The 20,788-nt window shown below is 37.7% G+C and carries 18 protein-coding genes; 7 read left to right on the top strand and 11 right to left on the bottom strand.

From position 1 onward, the window contains the following. Window positions 1-6: 6 nt before the first annotated feature. The 6 genes from arnD (at window position 7) to GTH24_RS08045 (ending at window position 5,045) form a co-directional block, all read left to right on the top strand. Complete coding sequence (gene arnD / locus GTH24_RS08020; protein ID WP_072070355.1) at window positions 7-900, top strand: 4-deoxy-4-formamido-L-arabinose-phosphoundecaprenol deformylase; 894 nt, start codon at window positions 7-9, stop codon at window positions 898-900. A 7-nt stretch (window positions 901-907) separates the two neighbouring features. Further along, the gene (gene arnT, locus GTH24_RS08025; protein WP_072070354.1) at window positions 908-2,572 is read left to right on the top strand and encodes a lipid IV(A) 4-amino-4-deoxy-L-arabinosyltransferase; all 1,665 of its coding nucleotides are present in this window, start codon (window positions 908-910) and stop codon (window positions 2,570-2,572) included. After that, a complete protein-coding gene (arnE, locus tag GTH24_RS08030; protein ID WP_072070353.1) occupies window positions 2,572-2,913 on the top strand; it encodes a 4-amino-4-deoxy-L-arabinose-phosphoundecaprenol flippase subunit ArnE in 342 nt (113 codons plus the stop codon). Before arnT ends, arnE begins: the two co-directional genes overlap by 1 nt. After that, window positions 2,910-3,308, top strand: coding sequence for a 4-amino-4-deoxy-L-arabinose-phosphoundecaprenol flippase subunit ArnF (gene arnF, locus GTH24_RS08035; protein ID WP_072070351.1), 399 nt, complete (start codon window positions 2,910-2,912; stop codon window positions 3,306-3,308). The genes arnE and arnF overlap by 4 nt, the downstream gene beginning before the upstream one ends. 148 nt (window positions 3,309-3,456) lie before the next feature. Further along, on the top strand, window positions 3,457-3,948 hold the full coding sequence (locus GTH24_RS08040; protein WP_036913240.1) for a C40 family peptidase: 492 nt from the start codon (window positions 3,457-3,459) through the stop codon (window positions 3,946-3,948). Window positions 3,949-4,025: 77 nt separating this feature from the next. Continuing rightward, on the top strand, window positions 4,026-5,045 hold the full coding sequence (locus GTH24_RS08045; RefSeq protein ID WP_072070349.1) for a lipoate--protein ligase A: 1,020 nt from the start codon (window positions 4,026-4,028) through the stop codon (window positions 5,043-5,045). Window positions 5,046-5,133: 88 nt separating this feature from the next. On the opposite strand, the gene GTH24_RS08050 is transcribed toward GTH24_RS08045, so the two are convergent. From GTH24_RS08050 to ppsR, 10 genes are all read right to left on the bottom strand, one after another. Beyond that, window positions 5,134-5,502, bottom strand: a complete 369-nt coding sequence (locus GTH24_RS08050; protein WP_072070346.1) for a helix-turn-helix domain-containing protein — start codon at window positions 5,500-5,502, stop codon at window positions 5,134-5,136. A 514-nt stretch (window positions 5,503-6,016) separates the two neighbouring features. Then, entirely contained in the window at window positions 6,017-6,811 is a 795-nt protein-coding gene (locus tag GTH24_RS08055; protein WP_115349633.1) for a heme ABC transporter ATP-binding protein, read from the bottom strand. Next, entirely contained in the window at window positions 6,808-7,812 is a 1,005-nt protein-coding gene (locus GTH24_RS08060; RefSeq protein ID WP_072070343.1) for a FecCD family ABC transporter permease, read from the bottom strand. Before GTH24_RS08060 ends, GTH24_RS08055 begins: the two co-directional genes overlap by 4 nt. Continuing rightward, a complete protein-coding gene (locus GTH24_RS08065; RefSeq protein WP_072070341.1) occupies window positions 7,812-8,627 on the bottom strand; it encodes a heme/hemin ABC transporter substrate-binding protein in 816 nt (271 codons plus the stop codon). The genes GTH24_RS08060 and GTH24_RS08065 overlap by 1 nt, the downstream gene beginning before the upstream one ends. 15 nt (window positions 8,628-8,642) lie before the next feature. Then, on the bottom strand, window positions 8,643-9,692 hold the full coding sequence (locus tag GTH24_RS08070; RefSeq protein WP_072070338.1) for a hemin-degrading factor: 1,050 nt from the start codon (window positions 9,690-9,692) through the stop codon (window positions 8,643-8,645). Between the two features lie 35 nt (window positions 9,693-9,727). After that, window positions 9,728-11,755: a TonB-dependent hemoglobin/transferrin/lactoferrin family receptor gene (locus tag GTH24_RS08075; protein ID WP_115349635.1), complete on the bottom strand. Its 2,028-nt coding sequence runs from the start codon at window positions 11,753-11,755 to the stop codon at window positions 9,728-9,730. 70 nt (window positions 11,756-11,825) lie between these two features. Next, entirely contained in the window at window positions 11,826-14,000 is a 2,175-nt protein-coding gene (locus GTH24_RS08080; RefSeq protein ID WP_164526208.1) for a TonB-dependent receptor domain-containing protein, read from the bottom strand. A gap of 81 nt (window positions 14,001-14,081) precedes the next feature. After that, window positions 14,082-14,306 (bottom strand): hemin uptake protein HemP, encoded by a 225-nt coding sequence (hemP, locus tag GTH24_RS08085; RefSeq protein WP_072070333.1) that lies wholly within the window; start codon window positions 14,304-14,306, stop codon window positions 14,082-14,084. Between the two features lie 208 nt (window positions 14,307-14,514). Further along, a complete protein-coding gene (locus tag GTH24_RS08090) occupies window positions 14,515-15,561 on the bottom strand; it encodes a 3-deoxy-7-phosphoheptulonate synthase (RefSeq protein WP_072070331.1) in 1,047 nt (348 codons plus the stop codon). A 120-nt stretch (window positions 15,562-15,681) separates the two neighbouring features. After that, window positions 15,682-16,548 (bottom strand): posphoenolpyruvate synthetase regulatory kinase/phosphorylase PpsR, encoded by an 867-nt coding sequence (gene ppsR / locus GTH24_RS08095; RefSeq protein ID WP_115349637.1) that lies wholly within the window; start codon window positions 16,546-16,548, stop codon window positions 15,682-15,684. Between the two features lie 218 nt (window positions 16,549-16,766). Here ppsR and ppsA point away from each other — a divergent pair, with 218 nt between their 5' ends. Further along, on the top strand, window positions 16,767-19,139 hold the full coding sequence (ppsA, locus tag GTH24_RS08100; RefSeq protein WP_072070330.1) for a phosphoenolpyruvate synthase: 2,373 nt from the start codon (window positions 16,767-16,769) through the stop codon (window positions 19,137-19,139). A 454-nt stretch (window positions 19,140-19,593) separates the two neighbouring features. On the opposite strand, the gene ydiK is transcribed toward ppsA, so the two are convergent. Beyond that, a complete protein-coding gene (gene ydiK, locus GTH24_RS08105; protein WP_072070328.1) occupies window positions 19,594-20,706 on the bottom strand; it encodes an AI-2E family transporter YdiK in 1,113 nt (370 codons plus the stop codon). Between the last annotated feature and the right edge of the window lie 82 nt (window positions 20,707-20,788).

The following is a 20,788-nucleotide window of genomic DNA, read 5'->3' on the forward strand; positions in this document are numbered from 1 at the left end:
CAGATAATGAAGAAAGTTGGTTTGAGAGTTGATGTGGATACTTATCAAGGAACGAAGCAAGGTATTCCACAGCTACTGGATGTATTTGCCAAACATAACATTCATGCCAGCTTCTTCTTTAGCGTAGGTCCAGATAATATGGGGCGCCATTTATGGCGCCTTTTAAAACCAAAGTTTTTATGGAAAATGCTGAGATCTAACGCTGCATCGTTGTATGGATTAGATATTTTATTAGCAGGAACAGCATGGCCAGGCAAAAAAATTGCTAAGAATCTAGGTTATTTGATGAAAGAAACCCAAAATGCTGGGCATGAAGTAGGGTTACATTCATGGGATCACCAAGGTTGGCAAGCAAAAGTTGCTCGTTGGTCAACAGAAGAATTAATGCAACAAGTTCGTTTAGGTGTCGAAGCACTGGAAAAAGCACTTGAAAACCCTGTAAAATGTTCAGCAGTTGCTGGATGGCGCGCTGATGAGCGCGTATTAACGGTTAAAGAAACTTTTCAATTCGATTACAATAGTGATTGTCGAGGAACGCATCCTTTTAGACCTATTTTAGAAAATGGTTCTATCGGTACGGTGCAAATTCCAGTAACATTACCAACTTATGATGAAGTCGTCGGCACAAAGGTAAAGGATGAGGATTTTAATCAATTTATTATTGATGAAATCAAAAAAGACAGTGGAATACCTGTTTATACTATCCATACCGAAGTTGAAGGAATGTCAAAAGCAGCTCAGTTTGAGCAGTTACTGGCAATGATTGCAAATGAAGGCATCGAATTCTGTCCGTTAAGCGATTTATTACCACAAGATAAAGAAACGCTTCCGATGGGTAAAGTTGTTCGATCTGACTTTCCAGGTCGAGAAGGCTGGTTAGGGTGCCAACAAGAGGTCTAACGAAACTATGTTGAATAACCGGGCGAGTAAAATCGGGGCCATCCTCTTGGCTCTTTTTTTTGTTCTTACCTACTTATTTCCATTGAACAGCCGGTTATTATGGCAACCAGATGAAACCCGTTATGCGGAAATTAGCCGCGAAATGGTGGTGAGCGGGAACTGGATTGTTCCTCATATGCTCGATATTCGCTATTTCGAAAAACCCGTTGCAGGTTATTGGATCAATAATGTTAGCCAATTAATATTTGGCCACACAAATTTTGCTGTGCGTTTTGGTTCAGTTATTTCTATTTTATTAAGCACATTACTTGTTTATTTACTGGCAAGAATGATGTGGCGTAACCGCCAAGTCGCTTTTGTTTCTAGCTTAATTTATTTATCCATGTTTTTAGTGTTTAGCGTAGGCACTTACAGTGTGTTAGATCCTATGTTAGCACTTTGGGTTACCGCGAGTATGGTCTGCTGTTTTTGGGCACTGAAAGCGACGACGGTAAAGACACGAATATTAGCTTGGATAACATTAGGTTTGGCTTGTGGTATGGCATTTATGACTAAAGGGTTTTTAGCATTAGCTATCCCTGTCATTGTGATGATACCTATTACTCTTTATCAAAAGCAATTTACTCAAATGTTGCTCTATGGCTTACTTGCGGTGTTTAGTGCTGCATTAATTAGTTTGCCGTGGGCGTTAGCTATTGCAAAAGCAGAGCCTGACTATTGGCATTATTTCTTTTGGATTGAACATATTCAGCGTTTTTCTGGTGAAGATGCTCAGCATAGTTCCCCATTCTGGTACTATATTCCTATTATATTGTTAGGGGTAATACCTTGGCTTGGTTTATTGCCTGGGGCATTAATGGGAGCATGGAAGAAAAGACGTAAACGCCCAGAACTGTTTTTCTTATTGTGCTGGTTTGTTGTTCCGTTTTTATTCTTTAGTATTGCGAAAGGAAAGTTACCAACATATATGTTGCCATTTATGGCGCCGCTTGCAATGCTAATGGCAAAATATGGCGTAGATTGTGCACGTAAATTTAGAATGAAAGCACTGCGTATTAATGGCTATATCAACATTTTTATTGGTGTTGCCGCCGTTGTCGCTATCTTAATCATTCAACTTGCTTCTTCAAAACCTATATACATGCCTTATGAGTGGTCTAAATGGGTTTTAGCCATCGTCGCATTCTCTTTATGGGGTATTATTGGTTATCTTTGCTCTACGCTTAATGGTAAACATTGGCTATGGGCAGCATCTTGCTCGTTAGGTGTGAGTTTGTGCATTGGGCAGGCAATACCTAACAGTAGTGTTGATGGAAAGTTACCTCAAGAATTTATTCGTCAAAATATTGATACACTCAATGCGAGCAAATACATTGTAAGTAACAGTGTAGGGATTGGTGCTGGATTGGCGTGGGAATTACAGCGTAGTGATATTTATCTTTATGAAAGAACTGGTGAGTTAACTTATGGTATTAGAGAATATCCTGATTCTCAGCATAAATTAATTAAACCTGATAATTTTGCTCAATGGTTAGAGCAAGCAAGAAAAGAAGGTAATGTATCAGTCGTTATTACGTTTAAAGATCCGAAAAAATTAGCTCAACTACCAAGACCTGAAGAGCTTGTGACAAATCATCGAGTTGCTATTTTGACGTATGAGAAGCGTAATTAATGTCCTTTGTTTTATTGCTAATTGTGAGCTTTTTGACCTGCATAGGGCAAGTATGTCAAAAACAAGCGGTGGTTAGCTGGCAAAGTGACTCATTAACAAAAGCCAGAAAAACGATTTTCTGGCTTTTTGTTGCCATTGCGATGCTTGGTTTAGGGATGCTGTTTTGGTTACGACTATTACAAATTCTTCCTCTAAGTATTGCTTATCCTATGTTAAGTATTAATTTTATTGTGGTGACATTAATCGGGCAGTTTGTGTATAAAGAGCCTGTAAATGTGAAGCATTGGATTGGTATTGCATCGATTATGATTGGTATTGTATTGATGAGTATGCAAGCATGAAAGGCTATTTATGGGCGATGGGAAGCGCACTATTAGTCACTGCTGCTCAATTGTTGTTAAAGTTTGGTATGTCTGAGCTACCGGATTTACAGCTAGAAAAACGGTGGTTTGATTTTTCATGGCTATGGGACAATATTACACCTTTAAGCATTGTATTTGCTGGGCTTGTAGGGTATGTACTGTCAATGGTTTGTTGGTTATTGACTTTACGTACTATCCCTTTAAATAAAGCTTACCCACTTATTAGTTTGAGCTATGTTTTTGTTTATATCCTTGCAGTGATATTACCTTGGTTTCAAGAAACTCCTTCATGGACAAAAACAGCGGGCGTTATTTTTATTATGATAGGCGTTTGGCTGATTAGCCAGAAACCCAAAGAGTCAACATCACACTAAATTCAAAGTTTGGGTTTTATTTTCTGTACCTTGTTGGTTATTGTGCGATTTATTCTATTAATCTTGATTCATTCACCTTCAATAACTTGTTTTTGCTTAAAAAAGCAGATAGATTTTAAAATCTCACGTAATAATAATGGTGGATGCAATGAGAAAGTCCGTTTTCTATCCTTTCTTACTCTGTATTATCCTGTTGGCTGGATGTTCATCTAGTCCGTCAAAGCGCATTCCACCAGCACCCCCTTTAAAAACACAGCTTTCCGATCCTATTATGGTGATAGTGCAGCTTAAATCACAACTTGAGCAGTGGTATGGTACACCTTATAGTTATGGCGGAATGACATCTTCAGGTATTGATTGTTCAGGGTTTGTCTATAAAACGTACAGCGATCGTTTTGATATTAAATTACCTCGAATGACTATCGATCAGACCAAATATGGAACACAAATCAGTAAAAGTGACTTAATGCCAGGGGATTTAGTATTTTTCAAAACTGGTGGTGGTGAAAATGGACTTCATGTTGGTATTTATGACACTGACAACACATTTATTCACGCATCAACTAGTAAAGGAGTTACTCGCTCCTCTCTTGATAATGTCTATTGGAAAAAAACATTCTGGCAAGCTCGCCGATTGTAATTTAGTGCCATTTAAGACCCTAATATATTGAGAGTTATGCTATCTTATACCTTATTTTCTTCATATAGGTATTCCTTATGTCAGGTAAGTTGCGACTGTTAATTTCCGAATCTTATGATCCTTGGTTTAACCTTGCTGTTGAAGAGTGTATTTTTAGACAAATGCCAGCGGATCAGCGTGTACTTTTTCTGTGGCGTAATGATAATACGGTAGTTATTGGACGAGCCCAAAATCCGTGGAAAGAGTGTAATACGCGAAAAATGGATGAAGATGGCGTGAAATTAGCACGGCGTTCAAGTGGTGGTGGTGCTGTTTTCCACGATCTCGGTAATACCTGTTTTACCTTTATGGCGGGAAAACCAGAATATAATAAAACGATCTCAACTCAAATTATACTTGATGGCTTATCAAAGGCAGGTATACAAGCTACAGCATCAGGGCGTAATGATTTAGTTGTACCGCAAGAAGAGGGTGAAAGAAAAATTTCAGGCTCGGCTTATAAAGAGACTAAAGATCGTGGTTTCCATCATGGCACATTATTAATAAATGCTAATTTATCTAGATTAGCCAATTACCTCAATCCAGATCCGAAAAAACTTCAAGCTAAAGGGATCACTTCTGTACGTTCTCGAGTGACTAATTTAGTCGAACTGAAAACTGATATTACTCACGAAAAACTTTGTGAAACTATTACCGAAAGCTTTTTTGAATACTATGGTGAACGAGTAGATGCAGAAATTATTTCCCCGCAAAAATTACCTGACTTACCGGGTTTTGAAGAGACATTCGCTAAGCAAAGTAGTTGGGAATGGAATTTTGGGCAAGCCCCTGCATTTTCTCATTTGTTAGATAATCGTTTTAAATGGGGTGGGGTTGAACTACATTTTGATATTGAGCGTGGTAATGTAGTCAGAAGTCAAATCTATACTGACAGTTTAGATCCTGCACCGTTAGAAACACTGTCAGATATGCTCGTTGGACAACGTTATACACCAGCATCTTTAAATGTGTTGATAGAACAACTGATAACATGTTATCCCAGCAATAAAATGGAGCTTAAAGAGCTTCAAGAGTGGTTAGTGACAGCAATCGCTTAATTTTTTGTTCAAAAAATATAGTAGAACACAAAAAAACCAGCTCGATGATAGCTGGTTTTTTTATGACACCTTATAAATGCTAAATTAATCAGTGATTTTCACATGACATAAAGCAATGTGTATCTGGCATAGTGCCATTTTCTCTAAACTTAGCGGGTGTAGTATTAAAATGTTTTTTAAAAATACGAGTAAATGTTGCTTGAGAGCTAAAGCCATACATTAAAGCGATGTCTAAAATAGACATATCTTTTTCTTGTAATGATTTAGCCGCTTCTAATAAGCGACGTTTGCGGACATATTCGCCTAATGTGCAGCCTTTAAAATCTTTAAATATGCGTTGTAAGTGCCATTTTGAATAACCACTTTTGTTCGCAATAGTATCGATTTTTATACCTTCGTTACGTTGTAACTGGGTTTCTAACCATTTTAGAATATCATTAACGACATTTTCAGCCATAAAACCTCCCACAAAAATGGTGGGGACACAGTGCCCAAGTAAATAGAATAGTAACGTATGTTATTTATAACCTATTTTAAGCATGGGGAAAATAACTGGTAGGCAAAAAGTGCTTTTCGTTATTGATAATCATTATCAAATTAATAGGTAAAAGCTATATATCTCAAGTAAGGTAGAGCTTAATGGAAATTTTTGATTAAAAAAATTGCTTTGGATGTATTTTATTTTGTTGAATTTATTGATTTATTTTTTATTTGGTAATTCTGTTATACCGTTTATTTTTTAGATTGTTATGTTTTTCCGTGTGATTTATAAGCTAATCAATGATTAAGGTGTATTTAAAAGTCAATTTATTTGACTAAATAGGGAAATTTTAAAATAAGATTTATTAATCAATTAAGGTGGTGTTACTTAGTGTATTTTATTTGAAATAAATAAGCATATAAAAATAAATTAACTCAGTCACAATCTAGAAAACATATGTTAGAAGGTAACTGAGTAAAACTAAGATAACTTATGGACGAAGAAAAACTTGTGGATACGAATGCTCTGGATGGGTATCAACACTCACATCTGCGCCATACCATTTTTGGATATTTTCTGTCGTGAGTACATTGTGTGGGGTACCTTCACAAACTAATTTCCCTTGATGCAATAATAAAATTCTATCAGCATAAAGTGAGGCTAAATTAAGGTCGTGTAGAACGCAACAAACCATAAGATGTTGTGTTTTTGCTAATTGCTTTAGTAAGCGTAAGCTGTGTTGCTGATGGTAAAGGTCAAGTGCTGAAGTCGGCTCATCGAGGAATAATACTGCTTCTTGTGGTGTAGGATGCCATAATTGAGCTAATACCCTGGCAAGTTGCACTCGTTGTTGTTCGCCACCTGATAATTGACGATAGTCTCTATCTTTAAACTTTAAACAATCTGTTTGTAGTAGAGCCGTTTCGATAGCTATTTTTTTATGTTGTTGCCCATGAGGGCTTCTTCCCATTGCAACCACTTCTTCTACAGAAAAAGAAAATGAGAGTTGGCTATTTTGGCGCATAACAGCACGGTTTTGTGCTAATTGTTGGCTATTCCATTGCGAATAAGTCTTTTGTTTAAAATAGCACTCACCTTGTGTTGGTGTCGTATAACCTGTCAATAAACGTAGTAATGATGATTTTCCTGCACCATTAGGTCCAATTATAGTGACTAACTCTCCGGCATTAAGTGAAAGAGACACATCATTAATAATGTTTTTTTCACCAATTTGATACGTCAAATTATTTCCATAGAGCAACGAAGTGTTTTGTTTTTGAATCATGACATCCTTCCCGCGGGTTGTCGTAAGATAAGCCAAAGAAAATAAGGGCCACCAATCAATCCTGTAATGAGCCCCACAGGAATTTCTGCTGGAGATACCAGTGTTCTTGATAATGTATCAGCGGCGAGCAACAGTGTTGCACCACCTAAAATGGTAGCAGGTAATAACCATACGTGATTACTACCAATGCGCATGCGAATAAGATGTGGAACTACAAGGCCAATAAATCCAATGACACCACTGAGAGCAACAGCACAACCAATTAAAATGGCACTAAGCAGTAATAAAATAAATTTGGTTCGCCTTACGTTTAATCCTAAATAGTGCGCTTCTTCGTCACCAAGTTGTAACAGGTTTAATTTATGGCTTTGCCAACAAGCTAAAAGGCTGACAGGGATGATCACAAGGGTTGCAATTGATAAGGTTTTCCAGTCAATTTGGCTTAATGACCCCATCATCCACAGTGAAAATTGACGTAATTGTTGATCTGTACTGATATAACTTAAGACCCCAATAAATGACATACAAAGTGCATTGATAGCGATCCCTGCAAGTAATAATCTTGCTAAATTACCATCACTTAATTGATGTAATGAAAAGATGATCATTGCCACAATTAAGCCACCAACAAAGGCGGCGATAATATGACTGTAAAATGCGAATACAGGTGAAAAAGAGAAGGGTAATATAATCACGATAGCAACCATTAGTGCTGCACCGCTACTTATGCCAAGTAACCCAGGGTCAGCTAATGAGTTTCTAAATAATCCCTGCATGATCGCACCTGATATCGCTAATGCGCCACCGACAAGAATAGCTAAAAGCACACGAGGCAAGCGTATATCAAGCCAAATTTGCCATTCCATATCATCAAAAGAGCTATTCCATAATGTATGAAATGAGAGTGCCAATGCACCGCTATTCACAGAAATTAATGTAACAATGGTGAGCAAAAAAAGTAAAACTAAAATACTCATCCACGGTGAACGAAAACGCGACATTATTGCTCCAATGCTTGGCGAATTTGATGCATAACTTCAGGTGTTGAAAGCGTAAAACCTAACAAACCCATATCATCGACGACGACATAATGTTTATTTTTACCTGCAGGTGTGTACTTTATACCGGGTAAATTCCAAAGTTTTTCAATACCGCCAATGCCTTTAATACCTTCTTTAGTCACCAGCAAAATATCAGGTTGGCTTGCAATAACACCTTCTTGAGAAAGAGGGCGGTAACTCGTAAAGCCTTGCATTGCATTCTTACCCCCAACTAGTGAAATAATGGTATCTGCTGCAGTGTTTTGACCAGCGGCCATAGGAACAACACCACCATGACTCATGATATAAATGACTTTTTTATCTATAGGTGTTGTGGGTATTTGGCTAATAGATAGGGTGAGTTTTTCTTTTAGCTGAGCACCTTCTTTTTGTTTATTTAAAATAGTGGCAATAGTGTCTATTTTTTCATTAATGGCTTCTAATGAATGTGTACCTGTAATCGTTTTAACGGTGACTCCTGCCTCTTTTATTCGGCGTAGTGCTAAAGAAGGGCGAGCGAGTTCGCTGGTTATAATTAATGTTGGTTTGACCGATAAGATACCTTCGGGGTTTAGCATTCGCATATAACCCACATCAGGGAGTGCTTTCACTTGTTCAGGGACTAAACTAGTGCTGTCTCGTGCAATAATTTGTTCACCTGAACCTAATGCGAAAACGATCTCTGTGATATCACCACCAATAGTGACAATACGTTCATTGGCGGAGCTGGCAAACGACATTACGCTACACAGGATCAAAAGAAGCCATTTTTTCATTAACTCATTCTCCGATTAGGCTATTTTGGTAAGAGTATTAACTTGCTCGCGCCATTGTTGTTGCTCTGCAGTGCCTTCAGTACGTTGTCCATAAAGCTGAGCAATCTGTTGGCCTTTGCTATCAAAGATTTCAAGACTGGTGACAAAACCATCCTGAGTTGGTTTGCGAGTGATCCAGCTTTCAGTGATTTCACTTTCAATTAAATGAAGCGTAAATGCAGGATTGAAAACGTTAATCCAGACTTGATCGCTATTCTCAAATTGATGAGGAACTAAACGGTCAATCTGCCCCGTAAAGATTTGCACACAACCACGGCTTCCGACAAAAATCATGATCTCATTTTGTGCTTCTTTAGCGAGGGTTAATAAGGTTTTCAGTGCACTGTTATCGACTTGATAAGCAAGGTCATCGGCAACAGCTTTAAAGGCTTGTTGACGACTCAAATTATTTTCTTTTAGTAGTTTGAAAAATTGGTGAACATCGGTCATTGAACGCCATTGTTGTTCAAGTTGCTCTGCCAATTCATGACTAACCGGTGTGTTTGAATAAGGTTCGATAGGGGTAATGTCGAGAGCTGGATTTTCTTCCGATAAAAATGATTGGATTAGCGCATTCCATTCATCCATATTGGTATTGTCAGTTGCATAGACTTTATGTAATGCATCGCCATGCATATCAAAAAACTGAATGCTATAGCGAGTTCCTTTTGAGGTTTCTTCAGCGAGTGCAAAAATGCTAGACCAATAAGCGAAGAAAAAGCGTAAATCCATTGCACGAGGATTTAAAATCAAACCAGCGTGATCGTTAAAGCGAGCATTAGTGTATTCACCAAGTTGTTCGTGAACGGCGATATCGTTACGAGTAATGGCTTTGACTTCACCTACTTTACTTAAGGCTTTTAATAATTCTTGCACATCGTTACGTAAGCGTTTTGCATCATGTCCTATGCGTGCATGGGTTAATTCGGCTTCACTTACATTTAAGTATGCAGCCAGATCACGGGCATAAGGTGCTTTTTTATCCGCTTTAGCTTGCAGGTAGCTCTCATAAAGAGGTTTATTCACAGAAACTCCTATTATATTGTTGATTTTATTGTTTATTACCACTGGTAACTCACAAGCACTTTTGCATTACGACCTTCTTGAGGAATACCGGCAGAAGAATAATAAGTTTTATCAAATGCGTTACCCAGTACAAATGAGGTTGTTAATCCTTTTAATGAAGCACTTCCTTCATAGCGAAGGTAAAAATCATTGACGCCATAACCTGCTTGTTGATTATTAACTGGGCGATTAAAGCGATTATGTTTGGTAAAATCTGTTTTTTTCGTAAATTGACCGACCCAACCCACTGAAAAGTCTGTGCTTGGAACTGGAACATCAAAGCGACTGGTCAAAGTATCCGGTTCAATCGAAGTAATTGAGGCATTTGTAGCATTATCTTTTCCTTTGGTGTGGTTATACGCTAAGTCCCAATTAAAGAATTTAGATTGGTAGCTCATAGAAACATCCCACCCCCAAATAGTTGCTCTTGGAATATTTGTTGATTGTGTATATCCCTGAAAAATAGCGACATCTGCATCAATATAATCTTTTGCGCGAGTATTGAAATGGGCGGCTTTAATTTTCAGATTATCATTATTAGATAATAAGTCGTCGAATTGAAAGCCAAATCCGTATTCAGTGGTTGAATTGGTTTCAGGCTTTAAATTGGGGTTAGGACGCCAATAGTTTGTTGGTGCTCCTGGGAACGGGGCATCAAAATGCTTAGCATCGTTGTACATTTCGCCTAAAGAAGGTGCCCTAAACGCTTGTGAATAAGAGGTATAAAGCATTGACCAATCGGTAGGTGTGATGCTGATGGCTCCTTTGGATGACCATTTATCAGCGGTAATATCATCATAACGATCGTTTTGGCTTTTATATTTATCAAAACGGGTTCCTAAAATTAAGGAGACAGGCAAATCACGTAAAGTGACTTCATCTTGAACCCAACCTGACATAAAATGAATATCTGCTTGTGGGAAGCTTTCTGCATTTTGACTTGGTGATTGTTTCTGTTTATATACTTCACCACCATAAGTAAAGCCATGTGACGCGAAACTCTGCATGGCGAGTTGTGAGCGGTTTTCTAGTTTTACGCCATACGTTTTTTGTTCTCGACCTTCAAATCCTTTTTGTACTGTTTTAGCGTTGATATCAACTTCACTGTAATAGGCTTGTGTTTTTAGATTAATCCATTGTAAATCTGAAGGATTGTATTGATAGGTTAACTGTGCATCTTTTTGTGTTGTTGTTCGGTCAGTTTCCACATTTGTCAGTGTGGAATTTCCAGCAATTTGAGGGTTTTTAGGTTGATGAGCATTATTATGGTAATAGCGGAATTGACCACTTAAAGTATTGCTATCATCAATAAACCAACGCCCTTTGGAGAGTAGGTTAATAATGGTTTCATCATTTTGTGCACGATAACCCCCACCATAACGTATATCACCTTTATCACGTGCTGATAATGCAACAAGACCATCAAGCTTCTCGTGTTTACCAAAAGCGGTAACTCCTAAACCTTGGCTATGTTGTGCGGTATTACCAAGACCAGTGACACGTACACCGCCTTGTTCATTTTTTGAAAGTAGATCGCTCGCATCAACTGTATCGTAAGCAATAACACCGCCAAGTGCCCCACTACCGTACAATAATGCAGAAGGCCCCCTAACCACTTCAACTTGCTTTATAAGAAGAGGGTCAACAAAAATACTATCAATATGGCCAGTGTCAGTTCCTTGACGTACACCATCTACAAGTGTCAATATTCCATTTTTACTGTATCCACGCATACTGATGGTTTCACCATTAGTACGACCTGCGCCTGAAATAGAAATTCCGGGCACATGACGAAGTAGTTCAGAAGCACTACCTGCGGTTTCTGACAACGCATTGTTATTTTTAATAACGGTTGACATCATGGGTAACGTAAAGCTATCACGCTCATTACCAGTCGCATAAACGGTAAGTACTTCTGTTTTTTTCTCCTCGCCAGTTTGTGTTTTTTCTTGTGCTGACACACAAGCAGAAGAAACAGCAACAGCAAGTAAACTAAATTTAATTAATAGGAATGACTGAGACATGCAGATGGATCTCCATTATTTTAATGGGCTGTTTAAACAGCCCTTTGTTATGTAAATCATTGCTCCTCATCTACCAGCGATAACTGACGGACATTTTGATATTTCTGCCTTCTTGAGGTACACCTAATGCAGAGTAATATTCTCGATTAAATGTATTAGCGAGCACTAAAGTGGCTTGAATATCTTTATTGTTATTTGATTGATAACTGATTGAAAAATCATGAATACCGTAGCCAGGATATTGCTGAACAAGCTCTTGCATGCGATTTGTAGTTTTCCCTTTTACATGAGGTGCTTGACCTTTATGTGAACCTTTATTTGCCGTAGTGCTGGCAAATTGAGCTGACCAACCTAATGAAAATGGTGTTTTAGCTATTGGAAGCTGAATAAAGGTAGTTAATACTTCAGGGCGAACAGGGGAAATGGTTTCATGTGTGGTTAATTCAAGAGTATGAGTACGGTTATAGCTTAATCCCATAGAAATCAATGGATGCGAATAACGAAGACTAAGATCAACACCTTCAATTAATGCTCTAGGAATATTAAAAGCTTGTAGGTTTAATTTGCCTGCAAGTGACCCCGTATGCCAAGGACCATAAGTAATGTAGTCGGTTGATTTTGTATCAAAATAAGCTGTTTTCAAGGTTAGCTTGTCATGATGTGATAACAGATTTTGGAAGGAAAAGTGGGCGCCATGTTCCCATGTGCTATTTTTTTCTGGTTGTAAATCAGGGTTAGGTACCCAATGCGCATTAAAAAAGCCCATTTTGAAATGAAATGAATCATTAAACATTTCATTTAATGTCGGAGCACGAAATGCCGTTGAATAAGAAGAATAAAGTTGTAACCAGCGTGTTGGCGTCAGTGTTAACGTAATATTCTCCGTAGTTTTTTGATAACTAGAGGCATTTTTTTTAGCTTGTAATGCTCCAGAGGAAAACTTACTAAAAAAAGGATCAATTCCTTTACCTGGTATGTTTTTATAGTAGTGATAACGAATACCCGTAGTGAGTGTTAAAGGAATGACCGGTGTACTTAAGGTATTTTGTAACCAACCCGCGAGATAATGCATTTTTGCTAAGGGAAAGTTTTTTGCTTGCTCATTAGAAACCATTTCTTGCTGATAAACTTCTGTTCCCACAATGACAGATTGATTGATTTTATCGAACCAGTTGATTTTGGCATGATCTTCAAGTTTCATACCATATGTCGATTGTGTCCGAGATTCGAAGGTACCAACTTTACCTTGAACATTATTTTTTAATTCTGATGTTGTCAGTTTGGTATCAGTTAAATACGTTTGGTCAATCTTAAATCGTGAGTAATAAAGATAGGTTGTTAAATCTAGCCATGAGTTGGTATCAGAAGCATAATGGTGAGTCACTGCATAATTTTTTTGCTGTGTTTCACGTTGCATTTGGTTGCTGTTATTTTTGCCGTAGCCACCCATGCGATGTAGCACTTCACGCTGTTCTCCTTCATTATTATAATGGCGAGCTGAAAAGATCAGCGTTTGGTTTTCTGTTGGGTATAAATAGGTTTTCGCAAAGAAATTTTTAACGTGTTCGTGATTTTCCATTTTCTCGCCATTGGCTAGAATAATTGGACCACGTTGGCGTTGATTATAAGCGAGTATAGCTTCAGCGATATCATGCCTTGCCGCAATAATACCACCGTAAGAAAGATGACGATCAGCAGATGAAACAGTACTAAATAATTTAGCGCCTAGTTTTCTATTCGTCATTAATATTGATTGTGGATCAAGGGTAGAAAAAGAGACTACACCACCCATTGCACCTTCACCATGTAGGGTAGAAGAGGCGCCATGTTTTACATCGACACGTTTAATTAAAGAAGGATCAAGAAAAATGCCTCCTAAATTATTTATGGTATTTTCTAAAGGCTGGTGTATCCCATCGACCAGAATTTTGACGCCTTTTTGATCATAACCTCGCATCAAAATGTTAGCACCATTAGCAATACCTGTGCCTGATAGTGTCACACCCGCAACATCTTTTAGTACTTCACCCGTTGTAGATGCGGTTTGTGTTTTTGCTGACGTGATATCAATGACAGAATGAAAGTCAGTAGGTTGGTTATCTTTATACTCAATGACGGTAAGAGAGTCCGTTTGTGTGTTTTCAGAGTGTGCAGAGGCAATAGGGGAATACAACAGACAAAGTGCTGTTGCTATACCTGAATATTTGAAATATTTTTTCAGCATACACATACCATAAATATCCATAGAAAGTCCTTGTATATGGAGTTATTTAGCTGGCTGCCTAGCTGAATCGATAGGTGGCTTGCGAGTTATTGTCAAAAATGATTATTTAGTCAGGATCAGTTTTCCTGCTTTGGTCTGACGTAGTTGATATAAATCTCCGTTATGTTGAATGTAAACCACGCCATCTTTGCCCAATAATTCAATACTATTAATAGATTGAATTATTGAAGAATGAGAGTCCTGTTTAACTAATGAACTATCCAAATTGTTGGCTTTTTTATTCATAACTACACTAAGAGTAATAAGCGTTATCATTATGATAATCATTATCGTTAACAAATATATTTAGACAAGCTTTTTTTAACGTAAACAGGTAAATTTAAGTCATATTGTGAGTGATAAAGCGGTATGTGGTGAAATTTAAAACAAAGGAATAAAAGAGGTTTATCTTTTTACCGAAAAATAAGATCAATATAGAATGAATATAGAAGAAAAATAATAGGGGATAGGATTATCCCCTTAAGAAGTAAGTTTATTAAAATCGACTTTCAACGGCTTGTGCTAATAATTCAAGCAATTGCTCGGTATCATTCCAACTTAAACATGGGTCAGTAATAGATTGTCCATAAACAAGAGGTTTTTCTGGCAAGACTTTTTGCGAGCCTTCTTGTAAAAAGCTTTCAGCCATCACGCCAACAATTGCTTGTGAGCCATCTTTAATTTGTTGACTGACATTGCGAGCCACTTCTAATTGACGGCGATGGATCTTTTCACAATTGCCATGGCTAAAGTCGATAATAAGATGCTCAGGTAAATCCACTTGTTTTAGTGCATCAATAGCATCTGCAATATCACTTGCATGATAATTTGGCTTTTTACCACCTCGCATAATAATGTGCCCATAAGGATTACCGCTAGTTTGGTAAATTGTCATGCGGCCATTTTTGTCAGGTGATAAGAAAGTGTGACCAACGCGAGAGGCACGAATTGCATCAATAGCAATACGAGTATTACCATCCGTACCATTTTTAAAGCCCACAGGACAAGAAAGTGCAGATGCCATTTCACGATGAACCTGACTCTCTGTAGTTCTTGCGCCGATAGCACCCCAACTAATTAAGTCAGCAATATACTGACCAGTTACCATATCAAGAAACTCGGTTGCAGTTGGTAAACCTAATGTATTTATCTCAATTAATAATTTTCTTGCAAGGCGGATACCTTCATTTACATTGCAAGAATTATCAAGATAAGGATCAGAGATTAAACCTTTCCAACCAATAACCGTACGCGGTTTTTCAAAGTAGGTTCTCATGACAATTTCTAAGCGGTCATGATAGCGTTCTTTTTGTTGGTTAAGTTTCGTGGCGTATTCTTTGGCTGCTTTGGGGTCATGAATAGAACAAGGACCCACAATCACTAAAAGCCGCTTGTCTTCACCAGTGAGGATAGCTTCAATTCGTTTACGTGCTGATGTGATATTTTGGATTATCTCATCAGAAATGGGGAACTCTTTTGCTAAGGTTTCTGGTGTCACCAGACTGTCTAAAGCCTTAGTCCGTAGTTCGTCTGTCTTTAACATAATTCATCTCAATAAATATACAGGGTAAGTCTACCCAGTGATTAAGATCACAATAAACGAAATTCAGCTAATTTCAACAGCGTTATTAGAGAAAAACCAATAAAAAAATATGGTTAAGACTTAGAACATTCTTCTCGCTAATCCCATAGAATCAATTACCTTAGTTGAAATTTCTTCAACAGAATAATTTGTGGTATTGAGATAAGGAATATTGTTTTTTCTAAAAAGGGCTTCGACTTCGGCTAATTCGATTCTACATTGGCGAATTGATGCATAACGGCTATTTTCACGACGTTCACCTCGGATAGCAGCAAGACGTTCTGGTGCAATGGTTAAACCGAATAATTTATGTTGATACTCTTTTAATTCAGCAGGGAGTTTTAAAAAATCCATATCATCAGCAGTAAATGGGTAATTGGCCGCTTGAATACCAAATTGCATAGCTAAATAGAGGCTGGTGGGTGTTTTACCACAACGAGAAACACCAATTAAGATAACTTGTGCTTGATCGAGATTACGTAATGATATTCCATCATCGTGAGAAAGCGTGTATTCAATAGCCGCAATACGGGCATCGTATTTACTAAGATTTTTCTCTGTTAACCCGTGTGTTTTATTTAATTTTGGTGAGGCTTGAATACCCATTTCTTTTTCAAGCGGTAATACAAGAGATTGCACAATATCCTGACAAAAACCTTCACTACTATTTATTACCCGTTTAACTTCAGGGCTAATAATAGAATAAAAAACAAGGGGTTTAGCGCCACTCTTTTTATAAATTTCAGAGATTTTCTGTTTTATTTCTTCAGCTCTTTCCACCGTAGAAACAAAAGGTAATGTATAACTTTTCATTCTTAGTGGAAATTGAGAAAGTACGGCGTGGCCTAAAACTTCAGCTGTAATAGCTGTACCATCAGAGATAAAAAAGACTGTTCTATCAATGGGTTCATTATTATCACAATTAATAGAATTTAAGCTTAATATCATAACGCTCACCTTTTTTTAGCTGAATTAGCGAATCAAACAACATTATCTATAGCATTTTTAGTGATTATAAAGGATAAAAAAATAAAGTTTTCTGGTTGATCGATTCACCTTTCTATATTCACTATAACATTGTGATACGCTTATTTAAGTTGTCGTTTTGACAGCGGGTTTTTCTTTTTTTCTCTCTCTCATAATTGTTTAAAAAAGGATTGTTCTCAATGTCCAGCAATAGCCTCACCCCGTGCAATGTACTTTGGTATAACCAATTAGGTATGAATGACGTTGATCGTGTTGGTGGGAAAAATGCTTCCCTCGGTGAAATGATCACAAACCTCGCGGAACTGGGTGTTTCTGTTCCTAATGGGTTTGCTACCACAGCGCAAGCGTTTAATGATTTTCTGGAACAGAGTGGTATCAATCAGCGTATTTATGAATTACTTGATAGCGTTGATGTTGACGATGTTAATCAACTGGCTCAAGCAGGTAATCAAATTCGCCAGTGGGTAATTGATACACCTTTTACGCCTCAGTTTGAAAAAGATATTCGCGATGCTTATCTCACATTAAGTGAAGGTGAGTCAGAAGCTTCTTTTGCCGTTCGTTCATCTGCAACTGCAGAAGATATGCCTGATGCTTCTTTTGCGGGCCAACAAGAGACGTTTTTAAACGTTCAAGGTATTGATGCCATTCTCGTTGCGATTAAACATGTATTTGCCTCGTTATTTAATGACCGAGCAATTTCTTATCGTGTCCATCAAGGCTACGATCACCGCGGTGTTGCGTTATCTGCAGGTGTTCAACGTATGGTGCGTTCTGATCTTGCCTCTTCTGGTGTGATGTTTACCATCGATACTGAATCAGGCTTCGATCAAGTTGTCTTTATTACATCAGCTTATGGTTTAGGCGAAATGGTTGTTCAGGGAGCAGTAAATCCTGATGAGTTTTATGTACACAAGCCAACTTTAGCAAAAGGCCTACCTTCAATTGTTCGTCGTAACTTAGGTTCTAAAAAAATCCAAATGGTTTACGCAGACAGTGTAGAGCATGGTAAACAAGTACGTATTGAAGATACGCCAGAATCACTGCGCAATCGTTTCTCTTTGACAGATAATGAAGTTCAAGAGTTGGCAAAACAAGCTGTATTGATTGAGCGCCACTATGGTCGTCCAATGGATATCGAGTGGGCTAAAGATGGGCATAATGGTCGTTTGTACATAGTACAGGCTCGCCCTGAAACTGTTCGATCTAACCAGCAAGTGATGGAACGCTATCAGTTAAATGAAAGTGGCTCTGTAATCATTGAAGGCCGTGCTATTGGTCATCGTATTGGTACAGGCACAGTCAAAGTTATTCATAACTTAAATGAAATGGATAGAATTGAAGCTGGTGATGTACTGGTTACTGACATGACAGACCCAGATTGGGAACCAATTATGAAAAAGGCCTCTGCGATTGTGACAAATCGTGGCGGTAGAACATGTCATGCTGCGATTATTGCTCGTGAATTAGGTATTCCTGCTGTTGTAGGTTGCGGTGATGCCACTGAATGTATTACAGAAGGGCAAGTCGTTACAGTTTCTTGTGCTGAAGGTGATACGGGATTTGTCTATGATGGCAAACTAGATTTTTCTATTCAAAGCTCCGCAATCGATAACATGCCTGAACTTGATCTGAAAATCATGATGAACGTCGGTAATCCTGATCGTGCATTTGATTTTGCTGGTTTACCAAATGACGGAGTGGGGCTTGCGCGTTTAGAATTTATTATCAACCGTATGATTGGTGTCCATCCTCGTGCATTATTAGAGTATGACGATCAAAGCGAAGCATTAAAAGCTGAAATTAATGAGATGATGGCTGGCTATGAATCTCCTGTTGAATATTACATTAGTAAATTAACAGAAGGGATTGCAACATTGGCGGCAGCATTCTGGCCTAAACGTGTGATTGTTCGTTTGTCTGACTTTAAATCTAACGAATATGCCAACTTAGTTGGTGGTGACCGTTATGAACCGGATGAAGAGAACCCAATGTTAGGATTCCGTGGAGCAGGTCGTTATGTATCCGATGATTTCCGTCGTTGTTTTGCGCTTGAGTGTGAAGCGGTAAAACGTGTTCGCAACGATATGGGGTTAGATAATGTTGAAGTGATGATCCCATTTGTTCGTACGGTACGCCAAGCTGAAGAAGTTATTGAAGAATTAGCTGCAAACGGTTTAAAACGTGGTGAGAATGGCTTAAAAGTGATTATGATGTGTGAAATTCCATCAAATGCACTATTAGCCGATCAATTCTTAGCGCATTTTGACGGTTTTTCTATCGGTTCTAATGATATGACCCAATTAACATTAGGTCTTGACCGAGATTCAGGAGTGGTTTCTTCGTTATTTGATGAACGTAATGACGCGGTAAAAGCGCTGTTATCAATGGCGATCCAAGCAGCTAAACGTAACGGTAAATATGTGGGTATTTGTGGTCAGGGACCTTCTGATCATGAAGATTTCGCACAATGGCTAATGGAAGAAGGGATTGATAGTTTATCTTTAAATCCAGATACCGTAATTAAAACTTGGGTGAAATTAGCACAATAGAATTAATATAAAGGTTATAAATGAAAGCTCACAAAATAATGTGAGCTTTTTTTATACAATTATTAAATAATAGGCAAAAAAAAAGCCTATCATGGGCTGACAGGCAAAGACTACACACAGCAATATTTTATATTCTTTAATTCCGCCAATTAATCTATTAATATGAAAGGCGAAATCATTAATTCGGTGAAACATTTGTTTCGTTGATATTTATATTAAGAGAAATGAGTTAATTATGCTCTAAGAATTATCTCAATAAAAATAATATTAGTCTATTTCAAAGTGAATATAACTAGCTGGTAACAAACAGGTTTAAAAAAATGTAATTTGTTTCAAATTGTAAGTTTGAATATAAAAATATAATAATTCATTCCTAAATTGATAATCTTTATTAAACTTCAGTCTATTATTTTTAGAGCATGTAAGTAGCTACACTTACATGCTCCATTATTATTTATTCTTTCTCAATAAAGTTTTTATTCATAAATTCTACGGTTTCAGTTAGATCAGGATTAGGCTTTGGTACTTCATTAATCCATGCATTTAATAAACTATGTGTAACAGCAAGAACAACAGGACCAATAAATAATCCAATCATACCTAATGTCAATATGCCGCCAATAACCCCCGTTAGAATTAATACCATCGGTAAATCAGCCCCCATTTTGATTAAGTATGGGCGTAATACACCATCCATAGTTGCCACTGCACCTCCCCAAATCACCATGACAATGCCCCAAGTTGTATCACCAGTCCAAAATAACCATAGAACAGAAGGGATTAGCACTAATAAAGGGCCTATTTGAGCAAGGCAACAAATGAACATGATAACGGTAAGTACTGTGGCATAAGGTACACCTGATACCGCAAGGCCAATGCCGCCGACAATGGCTTGAATTAAGGCAGTTAATACCACGCCTAGAGCAACGGCACGAATAGACATTGATGCTAGTAATATGGCCGCATCACCACGTTGACCTGCTAAGCGAATAGCAAAATGACGTAACCAAGCAACAACGTTCTCACCTTGTAAAAACAGTAAGCCAGAAAATAACAACATCACCCCTAAATGCAGAGCAAATCGACCGATATTTAGGGCTTGAGCAAAAAACCAGTTGGCGGCTTGCCCAACATAAGGTTGAATTTTGGCAATTAACGCATTACCACCAGAAACGAGAATAGAGTGCCATGTATCATAAAGCTTGCTTCCTATCATCGGGATATCATTAAGCCATAATAATTGAGGAGGCTGAATATTCGAAGGTGACTTAGCTAACTCAATTAGTGGGGCACTATTATCAATAACACTGCTAATTAACAAGATAATAGGGATAACAAAAATCAGTAATATCAAGATCATCATTATCATGGTAGATAGCCAACGATATTTTACTCGTTTTTCAATAATAAGGAGTAAAGGCCATGTGGCAACAACAATCATTCCAGCCCAAATAAAACCCACAATAAAGGGATTGAGTATCCAAAAACTGGCGATAATAAAAAAAGAAATAAAAAGAACAGTGAATAAAACTTTGGGTATATCTGTATGGATCTGCGGTTTTTCCATGGTTTTAAATCCCTACACGAATAAAAATGCTAGAAGCAGATGAATAAACATTGCAAATATCACGTTGTTTATATCACTACGC

This window comes from Proteus vulgaris, from assembly GCF_011045815.1.
GTDB lineage: Bacteria > Pseudomonadota > Gammaproteobacteria > Enterobacterales > Enterobacteriaceae > Proteus > Proteus vulgaris_B.

Bases quoted from the DNA above. Each gene is read 5' to 3' on its own strand.
- arnD (WP_072070355.1), top strand. From the start codon at position 7: ATGAAGAAAGTTGGTTTGAGAGTTGATGTGGATACTTATCAAGGAACG.
- arnT (WP_072070354.1), top strand. From the start codon at position 908: ATGTTGAATAACCGGGCGAGTAAAATCGGGGCCATCCTCTTGGCTCTT.
- arnE (WP_072070353.1), top strand. From the start codon at position 2,572: ATGTCCTTTGTTTTATTGCTAATTGTGAGCTTTTTGACCTGCATAGGG.
- arnF (WP_072070351.1), top strand. From the start codon at position 2,910: ATGAAAGGCTATTTATGGGCGATGGGAAGCGCACTATTAGTCACTGCT.
- GTH24_RS08040 (WP_036913240.1), top strand. From the start codon at position 3,457: ATGAGAAAGTCCGTTTTCTATCCTTTCTTACTCTGTATTATCCTGTTG.
- GTH24_RS08045 (WP_072070349.1), top strand. From the start codon at position 4,026: ATGTCAGGTAAGTTGCGACTGTTAATTTCCGAATCTTATGATCCTTGG.
- GTH24_RS08050 (WP_072070346.1), bottom strand. From the start codon at position 5,502: ATGGCTGAAAATGTCGTTAATGATATTCTAAAATGGTTAGAAACCCAG.
- GTH24_RS08055 (WP_115349633.1), bottom strand. From the start codon at position 6,811: ATGATTCAAAAACAAAACACTTCGTTGCTCTATGGAAATAATTTGACG.
- GTH24_RS08060 (WP_072070343.1), bottom strand. From the start codon at position 7,812: ATGTCGCGTTTTCGTTCACCGTGGATGAGTATTTTAGTTTTACTTTTT.
- GTH24_RS08065 (WP_072070341.1), bottom strand. From the start codon at position 8,627: ATGAAAAAATGGCTTCTTTTGATCCTGTGTAGCGTAATGTCGTTTGCC.
- GTH24_RS08075 (WP_115349635.1), bottom strand. From the start codon at position 11,755: ATGTCTCAGTCATTCCTATTAATTAAATTTAGTTTACTTGCTGTTGCT.
- GTH24_RS08080 (WP_164526208.1), bottom strand. From the start codon at position 14,000: ATGGATATTTATGGTATGTGTATGCTGAAAAAATATTTCAAATATTCA.
- hemP (WP_072070333.1), bottom strand. From the start codon at position 14,306: ATGATTATCATAATGATAACGCTTATTACTCTTAGTGTAGTTATGAAT.
- GTH24_RS08090 (WP_072070331.1), bottom strand. From the start codon at position 15,561: ATGTTAAAGACAGACGAACTACGGACTAAGGCTTTAGACAGTCTGGTG.
- ppsR (WP_115349637.1), bottom strand. From the start codon at position 16,548: ATGATATTAAGCTTAAATTCTATTAATTGTGATAATAATGAACCCATT.
- ppsA (WP_072070330.1), top strand. From the start codon at position 16,767: ATGTCCAGCAATAGCCTCACCCCGTGCAATGTACTTTGGTATAACCAA.
- ydiK (WP_072070328.1), bottom strand. From the start codon at position 20,706: ATGGAAAAACCGCAGATCCATACAGATATACCCAAAGTTTTATTCACT.